The 14,812-nt window shown below is 47.8% G+C and carries 11 protein-coding genes, 1 tRNA gene and 1 rRNA gene; 7 read left to right on the top strand and 6 right to left on the bottom strand.

Annotated elements, in window-relative coordinates:
- Window positions 1-13 precede the first annotated feature (13 nt).
- The 3 genes from rrf (at window position 14) to AC2204_RS09385 (ending at window position 1,648) form a co-directional block, all read left to right on the top strand.
- Window positions 14-129, top strand: a 5S ribosomal RNA gene (gene rrf, locus AC2204_RS09395).
- A 31-nt stretch (window positions 130-160) separates the two neighbouring features.
- Window positions 161-237: transfer RNA gene (locus tag AC2204_RS09390), tRNA-Asp, on the top strand.
- A gap of 430 nt (window positions 238-667) precedes the next feature.
- On the top strand, window positions 668-1,648 hold the full coding sequence (locus tag AC2204_RS09385; protein ID WP_318925247.1) for a sugar-binding transcriptional regulator: 981 nt from the start codon (window positions 668-670) through the stop codon (window positions 1,646-1,648).
- Between the two features lie 97 nt (window positions 1,649-1,745).
- Here the strand turns inward: AC2204_RS09385 and AC2204_RS09380 are convergent, their stop codons facing one another.
- The 3 genes from AC2204_RS09380 to rdgC all read right to left on the bottom strand — a co-directional run bounded on the left by AC2204_RS09380 (window position 1,746) and on the right by rdgC (window position 4,530).
- Window positions 1,746-2,000 (bottom strand): YfhL family 4Fe-4S dicluster ferredoxin, encoded by a 255-nt coding sequence (locus AC2204_RS09380; RefSeq protein WP_318925246.1) that lies wholly within the window; start codon window positions 1,998-2,000, stop codon window positions 1,746-1,748.
- A 5-nt stretch (window positions 2,001-2,005) separates the two neighbouring features.
- Window positions 2,006-3,412 carry a prephenate-dependent tRNA uridine(34) hydroxylase TrhP gene (gene trhP, locus AC2204_RS09375; protein ID WP_318925245.1) on the bottom strand — a complete coding sequence of 469 codons (1,407 nt, stop codon included), beginning with the start codon at window positions 3,410-3,412 and terminating at the stop codon, window positions 2,006-2,008.
- A 206-nt stretch (window positions 3,413-3,618) separates the two neighbouring features.
- On the bottom strand, window positions 3,619-4,530 hold the full coding sequence (gene rdgC, locus AC2204_RS09370; RefSeq protein ID WP_318925260.1) for a recombination-associated protein RdgC: 912 nt from the start codon (window positions 4,528-4,530) through the stop codon (window positions 3,619-3,621).
- Window positions 4,531-4,932: 402 nt separating this feature from the next.
- Between rdgC and phoB the strand changes: the two genes are divergently transcribed.
- The 3 genes from phoB (at window position 4,933) to AC2204_RS09355 (ending at window position 8,043) form a co-directional block, all read left to right on the top strand.
- Window positions 4,933-5,622 carry a phosphate regulon transcriptional regulator PhoB gene (gene phoB / locus AC2204_RS09365; RefSeq protein WP_318925244.1) on the top strand — a complete coding sequence of 230 codons (690 nt, stop codon included), beginning with the start codon at window positions 4,933-4,935 and terminating at the stop codon, window positions 5,620-5,622.
- A gap of 40 nt (window positions 5,623-5,662) precedes the next feature.
- Complete coding sequence (phoR, locus tag AC2204_RS09360) at window positions 5,663-6,967, top strand: phosphate regulon sensor histidine kinase PhoR (protein WP_318925243.1); 1,305 nt, start codon at window positions 5,663-5,665, stop codon at window positions 6,965-6,967.
- Window positions 6,968-7,068: 101 nt separating this feature from the next.
- Window positions 7,069-8,043: a PstS family phosphate ABC transporter substrate-binding protein gene (locus AC2204_RS09355; RefSeq protein ID WP_413466691.1), complete on the top strand. Its 975-nt coding sequence runs from the start codon at window positions 7,069-7,071 to the stop codon at window positions 8,041-8,043.
- A 22-nt stretch (window positions 8,044-8,065) separates the two neighbouring features.
- Here AC2204_RS09355 and ppx read toward each other — a convergent pair whose 3' ends face one another.
- The 3 genes from ppx to AC2204_RS09340 are packed head-to-tail and all read right to left on the bottom strand — an operon-like array spanning window position 8,066 to window position 12,189.
- Window positions 8,066-9,571 carry an exopolyphosphatase gene (ppx, locus tag AC2204_RS09350; protein ID WP_318925242.1) on the bottom strand — a complete coding sequence of 502 codons (1,506 nt, stop codon included), beginning with the start codon at window positions 9,569-9,571 and terminating at the stop codon, window positions 8,066-8,068.
- Window positions 9,561-11,660, bottom strand: a complete 2,100-nt coding sequence (ppk1, locus tag AC2204_RS09345) for a polyphosphate kinase 1 (RefSeq protein ID WP_318925241.1) — start codon at window positions 11,658-11,660, stop codon at window positions 9,561-9,563. Before ppk1 ends, ppx begins: the two co-directional genes overlap by 11 nt.
- 16 nt (window positions 11,661-11,676) lie before the next feature.
- Window positions 11,677-12,189 carry a glycine cleavage system transcriptional repressor gene (locus AC2204_RS09340; RefSeq protein WP_318925240.1) on the bottom strand — a complete coding sequence of 171 codons (513 nt, stop codon included), beginning with the start codon at window positions 12,187-12,189 and terminating at the stop codon, window positions 11,677-11,679.
- Window positions 12,190-12,526: 337 nt separating this feature from the next.
- On the opposite strand from AC2204_RS09340, the gene AC2204_RS09335 reads away from it, so the two are divergent.
- Window positions 12,527-14,755 carry an ABC transporter permease subunit gene (locus tag AC2204_RS09335; RefSeq protein ID WP_318925239.1) on the top strand — a complete coding sequence of 743 codons (2,229 nt, stop codon included), beginning with the start codon at window positions 12,527-12,529 and terminating at the stop codon, window positions 14,753-14,755.
- Window positions 14,756-14,812: the final 57 nt, after the last annotated feature.

Raw genomic sequence — 14,812 nt, 5'->3', positions numbered from 1 at the left:
TAAACAGAATTTGTCTGGCGACCATAGCGCTGTGGCCCCACCTGATCCCATGCCGAACTCAGAAGTGAAACGCAGTCGCGCCGATGGTAGTGTGGGGTCTCCCCATGTGAGAGTAGGTCATCGCCAGGCGCCCAATTGCTTCATGCTGAATAGACACTGCGGAGTGGTAGTTCAGTTGGTTAGAATACCGGCCTGTCACGCCGGGGGTCGCGGGTTCGAGTCCCGTCCACTCCGCCACTTATTAAAGCCTCAGTCTGACGACTGGGGCTTTTTTACGTTTGAACAAAAGCAAAAACGGCGTCATTCCCTACAGCGAGGCACGAGCGAGATAGGGAATCCATAGCACCGTGTTTCCATTTCAACAGTTCTCAAATGTCTAGTTTCTTTATTCTTGTATACCCTATTTAGCTTTTAGCTTCCAATGATCAAAAAGCTGTACAAGCTGTTCAGTAGTTAATTTTCAATTGCTTATGAGTTTTTTATCTGTGATGTCACTATCACTAAAAATTTGCGCACCTTTTATGTGATCTTGCCTGTTAATGGTGTACGTCGATTTTCTTGTTGATGTATCAGGGAGATTTAGGGCTTTCTTATCCATTTCGACGCTGGCATATAGTAATATTGACCGCAGTGGATTAACTGAATTGCAGTTAGAAAGGATAGTGCGATGAGCGCAAATGCAAATGACAACACAAACATTGATAGTGATTTACTTACCGAGATTGCCATTGCTTATTATCAGGATGGTGCTACCCAGGAAGAAATATCGCAGAAATTTGGAATGTCTCGGGCCAAAGTTGGCCGTTTGCTTCGTCGTGCACGAGATGAGGGGGTGGTTGAAATTACGGTTAAATATCACCCGGTATTTAGTGAAAAGCTTGAACAACAATTAATTGAACGATTTAGCCTTAAGCGGGCTTTGATTGCACTTGATCAGCCGGATGAAGAAGCTCAGCGACAACAGGTAGCAAGTCTTGTTTCCAGTTATCTATCCACCATTTTGGCTGACGATATGGTGGTGACTGTCGGTCAGGGAAGGAATATTGCGTCCATCGCCAGTCATGTTGGTGTCGTGCCTCACCGTAAATGTCGCTTCGTTTGCGGTATTGGTGGCACTCATCGTTCTGGTAATGCGATTAATGCCGATCACATCTGCCGTCAGTTAGCAAAAAAATACGATGGCATTAGTGAGACATTGTATGCCCCTGCCTATGTTGAAGACATCAAAGTCAAAGAGTCATTTATGAAGAACGGTACCGTGAAGGAAACCCTGGATCGTGCTCGCCGTGCTGATGTGGCTTTAGTGGGGGTCGGTGATATGAATGAAAACAGCCATATGGTAAAGCTGGGTTGGTTTACGCCCCAAGAGATTGTTGAAGCCCGAATTCGTAAAGGCGTTGTCGGTGATATTGCAGGTTATGACTTTTTCGATAGCCAGGGTCAACAGGCTGATACTATGATGAGTGATCGAGTTATTGGCCTTAGTATGGAAGAGTTGCGTCATATTCCAACGGTGGTGGTTACTGCAGCAGAAAACAGTAAGGCATTGGCGTTATTGGGGGCACTACGCTCTGGCATTGTCGATGTCCTTGCAACGAGTGTCAGTAATGCACTGACGATTCTCAATCTGGACCAGCAGATGAAGTAGTCAGATTTAATCAAAATTAGTCGTGGTGATTGCTCTTATGGAATGTTTGAGCTAATAAAAAAGCGCCTTTCGGCGCTTTTTTTAATCATACTGACAATTAAGCCAGCCCCTGCAGGGTGACGAACTTTTCGAGTAGTTCGTCATCGGTTTCTATATGGGCTGGATCCATAATAATACAGTTGGTAATAGGGCAAACCGACTGACAGGTTGGCTTGTCATAGTGCCCTTTACACTCTGTACATTTATCCGGATCAATCTCGTAGATCTCTGCACCCATGGTGATCGCTTCGTTAGGGCATTCAGGATCACACATATCGCAGTTGATGCACTTTTCAGTAATGAGCAATGCCATAACGATTATTTACCGTTTTCTGAACCGTGAGGGTTACGCGTATCTTGGCCTGCACCTAGATTACGCATTAGCAGGGCATAATCGAGATCCATATCCGCCGGCACTGGAATAAAGACAAAGTGGCCGTTACCTTTCGCATCATCAATGGTTTCAGACTTGCGGTTTTCCATCATTTCAAGATTGAAGATAACGTTACCCAGCGGGGTCATGACTTCAAGGCTATCGCCAACCAAGAATTTGTTCTTTACTTCCACTTCAGCAAGATCGCCACGACGTTTGCCGGTGAACTCACCGACGAATTGCTGGCTATCTGAAATAGAGTAACCGTAATCGTAATTCTGGTATGCATCGTGTGTATGACGACGAAGGAAGCCTTCGGTGTAACCGCGGTGTGCCAGGCTCTCAAGCGTCCCCATTAGACTTTCATCAAATGGCTTGCCTGCAACAGCATCATCAATCGCCTTACGGTAAACCTGAGCAGTACGCGCACAGTAGTAGAACGACTTGGTACGGCCTTCAATTTTCAGTGAGTGCACACCCATCTTCGTCAGACGCTCGACATGCTGGATAGCACGAAGGTCTTTAGAGTTCATAATGTAAGTGCCGTGTTCGTCTTCAAAGGCCGCCATTTTTTCTTCTGGGCGGTGGCTTTCGCTTAGCAGTACCACTTCATCGGTTGGCTTACCAAGACCGAGTGTGTTGTCAGGGCGAGCGTCTTGAACTTCTACTTCCTGAACTTGAACGCTAGCATCAACAGGTTTCGCTTCAACGATTTGACCATTATCGTCTTCTTTTGCCGCTTCTGTTTTGTATTCCCAACGACAAGCGTTAGTACATGTACCCTGGTTCGGATCGCGTTTGTTCATGTAACCAGATAGGAGGCAACGACCTGAATAAGCCATGCACAGTGCACCGTGAACGAAAATCTCCAGTTCTGTGTCTGGGCAATGTTCGCGGATCTCTTCGATTTCTTCCAGTGATAATTCACGGGAAAGAATCACACGCTCAACACCTTGGGTAGACCAGAACTTTACGGTCGCCCAGTTCACAGCGTTTGCTTGAACAGAGAGGTGAATGGCTACGTCAGGGAAGTTCTCGCGTACCATCATGATAAGACCCGGATCGGACATGATGAGCGCGTCTGGGCCCATTTCGACGATTGGTTTCAGATCACGAATGAAGGTTTTCAGTTTTGAGTTATGCGGCTGAATGTTACACACCACGTATAATTTTTTTCCTTGGGCATGAGCTTCGTCGATACCGATCTTCAGGTTCTCATGGTTGAATTCGTTATTACGAACTCGAAGGCTATAGCGGGGTTGTCCGGCATAGACTGCATCAGCGCCGTAGGCGAATGCGTAACGCATGTTTTTAAGGCTGCCAGCAGGGGATAACAATTCAGGTTTAAACATAGCTCTAATTCTCAGTGTCTGATTGCAAATCAGGCCGCAATCACCTGGTGATGCGGAAGGAGGCAGGATTTTACTGTGATCACTACCTCAAAGGCAATTAAAACTGGGTTTAGATTCGGGTAGAGAGATGCGATTGGAGGGGGGTTGTCGAAGATGGGAGGTACGAAGACCCGAAACTAGCCACTCGTACCTCGGCTCGTTTAAAATTATTCTTTAACTTCCAGACCGCCAAGTACTTCAAATACATTGGGCAGGAAGGCTGAGAATTCGCCACACATCAATGATAAATCGGCATCGATACGTGCTGCGATTTCTTCGCGGTCGATATCTTCATTCTGATCTTTTATTTCATCAGAGAACTTCAGGCGTTTGATGCCAAGATCCGCTTCAAGCACGAAGTCGATACGATCTTGCCAGTTAAGGGCCAGCTTGGTTACCAGTTTATCGGCTTCGATGTGCGCCAGAATTTCATCACAGCTCAGATCTTGCTGCTTGCAGCGGATCACGCCACCGTCTTCTAAGATGGCTTTAAGCTCTGCTTCTTCACCCACGGTAAAGCCGTTTGGCGAGATATTTGAACGTACCCATTCTGTCATGGTCAGTTCAGCTGGTTTTTCTGGCGTTACCGGTACAACAGGTAGAGAGCCAATCGACTTACGCAATAGTGCCAGTAAGTCTTCAGCTTTTTTGTAGCTACCGGCATCGACGATGATGAAGCCTTCTTTCGGCATGATCAATGCGTAGGTTTGCGAGTGGCGGCTGAAGGCGCGTGGCAGTAAATCCATCACGATTTCATCTTTGATGGTGTCTTTTTCGCTTTTTTTGAGTTTACGACCCTGCTCTTGTTCCTGGATTTCCACCTTGGTATTAAGGGATTCTTTAATGACCGATGCAGGCAGCATTTTTTCTTCTTTACGTACACAGACAAGGATATTGTCGCCCACCACATGTGTGAACATATCGCCATGTTTACCCAGTGCATGAACCCAACCGAATTTCTGTATATCTTGGCTGCCACACGGGGTAAAGCGGAACTCTTCCAGTTGTTTTTCAATCAGATCCGGGGTGAGGTCAATTTCACGGGTAAAGCGATAGGTTAATACGTTTTTAAACCACATCATGTCTGTTAAAAATCCTAGGGTTGTGCATTTAGCTGACAATCTTATTGTATTGCTCTGGGTTTGTCGCAATTTTTCTGCCTTGAGTGATCTCCAATATTGTGGTCGGTGGGATACAAGCGATCCCGCTTTTATATACAGCTAATACTGCCTGGCGGGAGAACATATCGGCATCCAGTCCGCAGTCGAACCGGTTGGTGGTCGTCTAATCAGATGGCTATTAAGGGGGGTGAAATTTAAGTCTCTGAAATTATTTGACCTGTACTTAGCGCAATAAGGTATCAGATGCATTGCGAATTGATGAATTCTTCAATAGGATTTTATCTCACCGGGTCACAAAAGTGTCATAATTAACCAACATAATGGCCCTAGAAGACTGCAACTACTTAGGTAAATATAGCTATGGTAAGACGGATTCTTGTTGTAGAAGATGAAGCACCAATTCGCGAGATGTTGTGTTTTGTACTAGAGCAAAAAGGCTATCAGGCAATCGAAGCTGAAGATTATGACAGTGCGCTGGAGAAGATTTGCGAACCTTATCCGGAGTTAATCCTGATGGACTGGATGTTGCCGGGAGGCTCCGGTATCAATCTGATTAAACACTTGAAGCGTGATGAGATGACTCGTCAGATCCCGGTGGTCATGCTGACGGCTCGTGGTGAAGAAGAAGATAAGGTCCGAGGGCTGGAAGTCGGTGCCGATGACTACATTACCAAACCGTTTTCACCCAAAGAGCTGATGGCTCGCCTTAAAGCGGTAATGCGCCGCTCTTCTCCAACATCGTTGGATGACGTGATTGATGTTCAGGGTTTAAAACTGGATCCTGTTTCCCACCGTGTTACGTCTAATGATGAGCCTCTGGATATGGGGCCAACTGAATTCAAAATGCTGCATTTTTTTATGACTCACCAGGAACGAGTTTATAGCCGGGAACAGCTATTGAACAATGTGTGGGGAACCAACGTGTATGTTGAAGACCGTACTGTCGACGTTCATATTCGCCGCTTGCGCAAAGCGCTGGAAGAGGGGGGTTATGATAAGATGGTGCAAACCGTTCGCGGTGCGGGTTACCGATTCTCGACACGAATGTAACTGAGATACTACGAGCGTTTACGTTATCATGGAGTTGTGAATGGTCGAAAGGCTGTCGTGGAAAAAGCTGGTTTGGGAACTGATCCTGTTTTACTTGCCCTGGGTAATTCTCGGGCAGATTTTCGGCTATCTGCCGTGGTTCTTATTGGTTGCAACCTGGATCCAGCTGATCTGGCATTTTCATAATCAATTAAAAATGTCTGACTGGTTATGGAATGAGCGTAGTCTGACCCCCCCTTCCGGCTCTGGCAGCTGGGAGCCGCTATTCAATGGTATGTACCGCTTACAACAACGAAACCGTCGTCGCCGCAAAGAATTGGCAACACTCATTCGTCGCTTCCGTAATGGTGCTGAATCCCTGCCTGATGCTGTGGTGGTCTTTCGTAGTGAAGGGAATATTGTCTGGTGTAATAAGCTGGCTCAGCACCTGCTTGGTTTTCGCTGGCCTGATGATGCGGGTCAGCCGATCAGCAACTTACTCCGCAGTCCTGATTTTGTTCGCTATCTTGCGAAACAGGAATTTGAGTCTCCGCTCGAAATTACTTCCCCGCTGAATTACGACCGCACTCTGGAATTGCGAATTATGCGCTATACCGAAGGTGAGTACCTGATGGTCGTGCGTGATGTGTCGCAGCTGAAGCAGCTGGAAGGCATGAGGAGTAACTTTTTTGCCAATGTCTCCCATGAACTGCGCACGCCGATGACGGTGTTGCAAGGTTATCTGGAAATGTCGAAAGATCCTGAGATGCTGGTGGGGCCGATGTGGGACAAAGCGCATGGGGTTATGACCGAACAGCTGGTACGGATGAATTCTCTGGTCGCCCAGTTGCTGACGTTATCAAAAATTGAAGCCGCCCCGAATATTGAGCTTGAAGAAACGATCAATATGCCTGCAATGCTGGACATTTTAGAGAAAGAAGCCATTTCGCTAAGTGGCGACAAGAACCAGCAGTTTACTTTTGATGTCGATAAGTCGTTGCATGTACTCGGTGATGCCGAACAACTGCGCAGTGCGGTTTCTAATTTGGTATACAATGCGGTGAAGCATACGCCCGATAATGCCGCCATTTCGGTTCGCTGGTATTTAACGGCTGCCGGACCGCGGCTGGAAGTGACCGACAGTGGTGAGGGCATTGCACCGCAACATATCCATCGCCTGACGGAGCGTTTCTATCGGGTGGACAAAGCGCGTTCCCGAGAGACCGGGGGCAGTGGCTTAGGTCTGGCAATTGTGAAACATGCGTTAAGCCACCATGACTCGCAACTTGAAATTGAAAGTGTGCTAGGCGAAGGCAGTACTTTCTCGTTCACCTTGCCGCAGCGGCTGGTGAAGAAGGTGGCGTAATATGCTCCGCAAGAAGGGCGGAACATCGCGGCGGCCAGTGACGGTCAATGTTGTCGTTGCGTCACAACAATCACGAAAAGGATAAAGCCTGTTTTATGACAATGATGTTCCGAACCTCCGAGAGAATGGTTCGCCTTGTATTGCTATCGCTGGCCCTGCTTTTCGGCCGTTCGGCCTGGGCTGTAGAGGCTGAATTGCCGGACTATCAAAGGGTGAGCGGTATTGCCGGCAACCTGTCATCGGTTGGCTCTGATACGCTGGCGAATCTGATGACTTACTGGGGGGAAGAGTTTAAACGCCAGTATCCGAATGTGAACATTCAAATTCAGGCCGCGGGATCATCCACTGCGCCGACGGCTTTGACTGAAGCGACGGCTCAGCTGGGTCCTATGAGCCGGCAGATGAAGTCGAAAGAAATTCAGGCTTTTGAACGTGAATATGGTTATAAACCAACAGCGGTTCGTGTTGCAATTGATGCGCTGGCGGTTTTTGTTCATGAAGATAACCCATTGCAGGGGATGAATTTCGAACAGCTCGATGCAATTTATTCCCGAACGTTACGATGTGGGGGGACGCAGCCGATCACTCGCTGGGGGGCATTAGGCCTGACGGGAAAATGGGCAGTGCGTGATATCCAATTGTTTGGTCGTAACTCGGTATCTGGCACCTATGGTTATTTTAAGAAGCGTGCTTTATGCCAGGGCGATTTTCGCAATAATGTCAATGAACAACCGGGATCAGCATCGGTGGTTCAGTCGGTGTCGACCTCTCTAAACTCAATCGGCTATTCTGGCATCGGGTATAAAACCACTGGAATACGCGCTATTCCGATTGCCCGAAAAGGGACTGATTATATTGATGCCACCATCGAGAATTCGATTAATGGTCACTACCCGCTGGCGCGTTATCTCTATCTTTATGTCAATAAGCACCCGAACAAACCATTGCCTCCCATTCAGGCCGAATTTATTCGGTTCATCCTGTCTCGTAATGGTCAGCAGATTGTCGAGAAAGATGGTTATATCCCTTTACCTGCCACAATTGTGGGCGTGAATTTAGCGCGTTTAGGGCTTTAGCATGTGCTCGCTTAATTGCCCATTATGAATCAATAGCCAGTTCCCATCCGGCCTTTGCCCAATACTCTTGTTCTCTCAGTAAGTCAGCCGCCAGCAGCTTGTTATTTTCTTGCCAGCCTGCTGGCAGGGTTAACTCCCATGATTCTCTATCTGCTTTGACAAGTATCTTCGGCAGCGGCTCATCGGTTCTCTGGCCATTTAACGTAACAGCCAGTCGCAGGGTACGGATCAATGGGTAAAGGTGCTTGCGTTTATAAATACTGAGTTCCGGCATTTCTTCCAGCTTAAGAGCCTTGCGCTGAAAGCGGGCTAGGGTTGCCAGTACCGTCTGTTGTTCCAGGTTAAACCCTGGCATGGTGCTGTGTCGCAGTAAGTACGCAGAGTGACGGTGAAAGCCGGGGTAACTGATGCTTAGCCCGACTTCATGTAGCAATGCCCCCCAGCCGAGCAACGTTGAGAGTTCAGATGTAGCCGGTCCCGGTTGTGGTTCGATTTGAGCATAAAGATCTTCTGCGCACACTTTGACTCGGGCCGCCTGATCAAGATCGACATGGTACTGGCTTGCCATTGCGCTCGCGGTGCGGGTTCGGATGTCGCTGTGGCGGAACCGATCTTCCATTTCATATAACAGGCCTTCACGCAAAGCACCGTCAGAATAAACCATCTCTTCAATTTTCAGCGACTGGAATACGGCCGCTAATATGGCTAGGCCGGCGGCAAATACCGGTTTTCGATCGGCATTCAGCCCGGGCAAATCCAGCTCATCACTATTTTTAAACGACAGTACCTGTTCAACCAGCTGCTTGAGCCGTTTATTGGTGATCACCCCGTCGTTGTATCCTTTAGCAATCAACACTTCGCGAATGGCCTTAATGGTCCCGGATGACCCAATCGCCTTACCCCAGGCTTGTTTATGGTATTGGCTGGCAATGTTTTCCATTTTTTGCTGAGCCGCCAGTTGGGCTGCAGCCATATTTTCACCGTTGATTTTCCCTTCTGTAAAGTAGTGCAGGTTGTAGCTCACGCATCCCATGTGCTTGCTATAGAGCAGCCTGGTATCAAAGTTTTCGCCAACAACGAGTTCGGTACTGCCACCACCGATATCAACCACCAGCTTACGACCGCTTTCCGGCTGAGTGTGAGCGACCCCTAAATAGATCAGGCGGGCTTCTTCGGTACCCGGAATGATCTCAATGGGGTAGGGCATGATGCTTTCAGCTCGTTTTAAAAACAGATGCGCATTCCTGGCCTGGCGTAAGGTATAAGTGGCAGCGATACGAACATTTTCCGGTTCAAACCCTTGCAGGCGTTCCGCAAACATTGCCAGACAAGTCAAACCGCGTCGAATGGCGGCCAGATCAAGGTTTTGTTGCGCATCCAGCCCAGAGGCCAGATGAACACGTTGCTTATGCCGACTGATGATTTGCAGGCTTTGCCCGACAACTCTGGCGACGACCATATGGAAACTATTCGAGCCCAAGTCGATAGCAGCTATTTCTCGAGGGCGCTGGCTGTGATCAGGTATCATTATTATTCATCGCTTTTTCGGCCTGTTTTTTCAGTTGTTTTTCGCTTTGCTTAAGGTAATCGTAAATGGCTAACTGCGACCGTATTTTCCGTCGGTTGCCTCGCGGTACGTATTGGTTGCTCATCGCTTTGTCGAGTACTCGTGCTTTCACGGTGTCGGTAAGCTGGATATTCAGAATATCGATTGTTTTTTTCTTCAGGGCCGGGTCACGGATCAGGCAACCGACCTCGATGCGATTATCGATATTACGGGTCATCCAGTCGGCGGAAGAGATCATGACATCCGGATCGCCATTGTTTTCAAAAACCGCGACCCGAGGATGTTCAAGGAAGCGATCAATAATGCTGATTGCTGATATATTGTCACTGATCCCTTTGATACCGGGGATCAACGCGCACATACCACGTATAATTAGCCTGATTTTTACGCCATGGCTGCTGGCTTGATAGAGCATGTTAATCAAGTCTTTATCGACCAGATTATTTACCTTAAGTGTAATACCGGATGAGAGATTCTGCCGAGCATGAGCGATTTCACGATCGATCAAATCGTACAGGCGCGCACGAGAATTGAGTGGCGATACGATCAGGTGCGAAAATTGTACCGGGCGATAAGGATCTTCAATGTAGCCGAAGACTTGTCGGACTTCATTGGCAAGTTCCTGATCACAGGTCATTAATGAGAAATCGGTATAGATCCGGGCCGTTTTTTCATTGAAGTTACCGGTACCGATATGTGCGTACCTCACCAGCTTGTCGTCTTCCCTGCGGGTGATCAAACACAGCTTAGAGTGAATTTTTAATCCCGGAACGCCAAATACCACATGAACCCCGGCTTCAGTGAGGCGGCGAGAGCATTCAATATTGGCCTCCTCATCAAATCGTGCCTGCAGTTCGACCACGACGGTGACCTGTTTGCCATTGTTGGCGGCATCAATCATTGAATCGATGATCCGCGAATGTTTGGCGACGCGATAAAGACTAATCTTTATGCTGCAGACCTTGGGATCGTAAGACGCCTGACGCACCAGCTCGGTGACATGATTGAAGGTGTGATAGGGATAGTAGAGAAGAATATCTTGCGCTTTGATAGCAGCAAAGGCATTGCGCGCACGGGTAAACTGATAGCTCTGGAGCGGTGGCAAGGCTGGGTTTTCCAGGTATTTTCGTCCGACATTCGGAAAGTCGATAAAGTCTTTGAAGTTATGGTAGCGGCCACCGGGAATGATACTGTCATAGCTGGAGACTTTTAGCAGGCTGCACAGAACATCGATCATATTCCCCGGCATCTCTCGCTGATAGACAAAGCGGACCGGCATCGCGGTCAGGCGCTGGTTCAGGCCTTCCGACATCTGCTCAAGCAGGCTGTGTTCCATCTCCTGGCTTAAGTCATATTCCGCATCACGGGTCATCTTCATTGAATAGGCTTCAAGTCTGTCATATTCAAAGAAGCCACTGAAGATATCGTCGAGGCAGAAACGGATGACATTATCTAGCAGAATTAAAGTGGTGCGACGCCTGCCCTTTGGCTCGGGAAGCTGAATAAAGCGGGGTAGCTGGTCGGTCGGAATTTCAATTAACGCGTAACGCTTGTTCTCCCCTTGTTGCATTTCAATCGCCAGGTACGAGTATTCATCCTTTAGGAACTGCAACAGGTTGATGTTTTCGGTGAGCAGGATCGGAGTGACATGAGGCAAAATCGTATTGCGGAAATATCGGCGTAGCCAGTTTTGCTGATATTCTTCAAGCTGAAGTTCATTGACCAGAAAGATATGGCGCCTTGCCATCTCCAGCAGAATTTCATTATATAACGTATCAAAATCCTGATTCATTTTAAGTACCCGGCTCTGGATCTTGCTGAGCAGGTGCTTAGCATTTTCGTCCCCCCCCTGTACTTGACTGATCAATATACGGCGCTTGATATCAGCAAACCTGACTTTATAAAATTCATCGGTGTTGTTGGAAAAAATCCCTAAAAAACGGACGCGCTCTACCAGAGGAACAGACTTGTCGGCAGCCTCTTGAAGAACACGTTCATTAAATGAAAGCCAACTTAGCTCTTTCTCAATATAAAGGGGGTCCGTACTCATTTGTCTGTTTCACAACTTATGCCGGTACACTGTCATCAATATCGATCGTGAGATCGTCAGCCAGTTTTTCAAGCTCTTGCTGGACAAAACCGAGTTCAAGGTTGGCAGGCAGTTCTAATAGGAAGTGAGCCTTAAAAATAGGGTAGCCCCAGTTAGGTGCACTTTGGGTGTCGGTTTTTAGTTTATGGATGTTGATACCCAGTTGATTGAACAGAGTTGTTACCTCTTTGACAATGCCGGGGCGATCATTAACGGTGACTGTGAGCTGATGCAGCGTCAGCGATGGTAGTGCTTGGCTTTGATCTTCGACAATGTGGATCTGAAGCTCATCAATGTGAGATAGCGCTTTGCTTAACTCCGGAATGTGTTGGGGGGCGACTTCGATTTGCAGGATACCGGCAAATTGCCCCGCCAGTTTACTGAGACTGCTACTGAGCCAGTTACCATTATTTTGGTAGACCGTATCTGAAAGCAGTTCCACTAAGCCTGGACGATCTTTACCAATAACAGTGATGATGAGGTGCTTCATAACGAATTTCCTTTTCCGTGATAGGCAAATATGTATGTCAACGGTTTATATCCGACACTAATTCATTATCAGAGCATGTTTTGATTCTGTCCAGATCGATAGAGAATCCTGTGATTTAAATCAGTCTGAGGTCTTAAAGGGTTAAGAATAATGATATTCTATGGTCACTTTATGTCATTCTAATTGACGGCTAACTGGTGGACTGAATACAGTTATAATTGTCACGAAAATGTCATTAAAAAGACATAATATACTCAAGTCATTTTGAGACTCAGAACTGTTGCATCTTGAGTCGGCTTAGATACATAAGTAAACATGAAAAAAGTTTGAGGTAATAATGGCAGACGCCAGCGCATTTTTGATGGGAGAAAGCCGTAGTCGACGTTTAAAAGACCGGTTTGCGCGTTATGGAGTGACTGCTGGTGGCATTTTTGTCTTGCTTACCTTAGTACTGATTTTTTTCTATTTACTGTATGTTACCGTGCCCATCTTCTCTTCGGTGACCGTAAAGCAGCAGCAGACTTTTACCCTTCCGTTCACTGATACCACGGCAGCAATGGGTATCGAAGAGCATAATGATCTGGCTTACCGGCTGTCACAGCAGGGTGAGCTGAGTTTTGTTCGGCTGATGCCACAAGACCAGGCTGGCGAGATCGTTAGCCAACATTCCGTCGCTCAATACCCCACAAGCTTCGCTAAGAGTTTACCGCGTGACGCTGTATTTGCATATGGTAACCGGGATGGACGGGTCACTATTGTAAAGCCCGTATTTCGGGTGACATTTCCAAACAACCAAAGAGTCACGACGACTGAGATTGACTACCCGCTAGGACAACCCTCTTTCTTACTCGATCCACTGGGGCAGGCCATTACGCAACTGGCCGTATCGGTACGAACAGAAAACGCCCTTGTGGTCGGCAAGACGGCTGATCACCGTCTTGTTGCGATGACATTTTCCGGACAAGATAACCTGTTAACCCGCCAGCTGGAATGGCAGAGCGATGTATTTGAAATTAGTAATACCCCGCACAAGATTACCGATCTGGCGGTTACGCCTGATGGGCGTACCTTGTATCTGCTGAGCGGCAATTATCTCTACGTGGTGGCCATTAACGGTTCGGACTCCCAAACTCGAGAGGTTGTTGATGTCAGTGATGGTCAGGGCAAGCCTTTAAAAATTGATTTGCTATCAGGCGCCAACTCGTTACTGATCACCACTGATGACAATACGGTGTCGCAGTGGTTTGAAATACTGGCCAAGGGTAAACGATCGCTGGTAAAAGCACGGGAATTTACTTTATCAGATAGTGCGTTAGTACAGCTGGTGCCGGAATATTATCGCAAAGGTTTTTTTGCTATTCAGAAAAATGGGAGCTTATCGGCCTACTACACTGCGGATAAGAGTGCCTTGTATCAAGGTAAGCTGTTTACCGCAGCGCCGGACACGGTGGCTATTTCCCCCCGGGCTGATCGCCTGTTGGCGGTAACGGGGAATGAATGGCATCTTTATGCGGTTCACAATACCCATCCGGAAATAGGTTTTTCATCGTTATGGCAGGAAGTTTGGTACGAAGGGTATCCCGAACCGGATTATGTCTGGCAATCTACCTCTGCCAGTGATGAGTTTGAACCTAAGCTTAGCTTAGTCCCGATTATATTCGGCACATTGAAAGCTGCGATGTATGCGATGTTCTTTGCTATCCCGCTGGCATTGGCTGGCGCAATTTATACCGCCTATTTTATGTCATCGGCAATGCGAAGTGTGATTAAGCCGACGGTTGAGATCATGGAAGCGCTGCCCACCGTGATTTTAGGCTTTCTGGCTGGTTTGTGGCTGGCGCCGATTGTTGAAGATTTCTTGCCGGGGATCGTCATGAGTCTGGTCATGTTACCGCTGATGATTCTGCTGATGGGGTGGAGCTGGTCTGTGCTGCCGGGGCAATGGCGTCATAAATTACCCAATGGCCTGCATATTGCGATTTTGACGCCGATGATAGTGTTGTTGGGATATGCCTGCTTTACGGCGAGTCCGTATGTTGAACAGTGGTTGTTTGACGGTGATGTCCGTATTTATCTCACCAATGAATGGGGAATTGGCTACGATCAGCGCAATGCCCTAGTCGTTGGTATCGCAATGGGGTTTGCGGTGATCCCGACTATTTTTTCCATTGCCGAAGATGCGATTTTCTCGGTGCCTAGCCATCTGACCAATGGCTCGCTGGCATTAGGGGCGACGCACTGGCAGACCTTAACCAAGGTCGTGTTATTAACGGCCAGCCCGGGGATTTTTTCGGCCATTATGATGGGACTAGGACGGGCTGTTGGTGAGACGATGATCGTGCTGATGGCGACAGGCAACACCCCGATTATGGACTGGAATGTGCTGCAAGGGTTACGGACCTTGTCGGCGACGATTGCGATTGAAATGCCGGAGTCTGAGGTGGGCAGCTCTCACTATCGGGTATTATTCCTGGCGGCCTTTGTGTTATTTATTGCTACCTTTGTTTTTAACACCATTGCCGAGCTGGTTCGCCAGCGGCTGCGCGAAAAATACAGTTCGTTATAATGTCGCTGTTCACCTGGCTGAGCAGTTAGCGGAATATGTGCAATGACTACGATTAAA

Source organism: Photobacterium sp. (assembly GCF_057456235.1).
The sequence above is the reverse complement of the archived record's forward strand: the minus strand, read 5'-3'. Positions and strand labels throughout refer to the sequence as shown.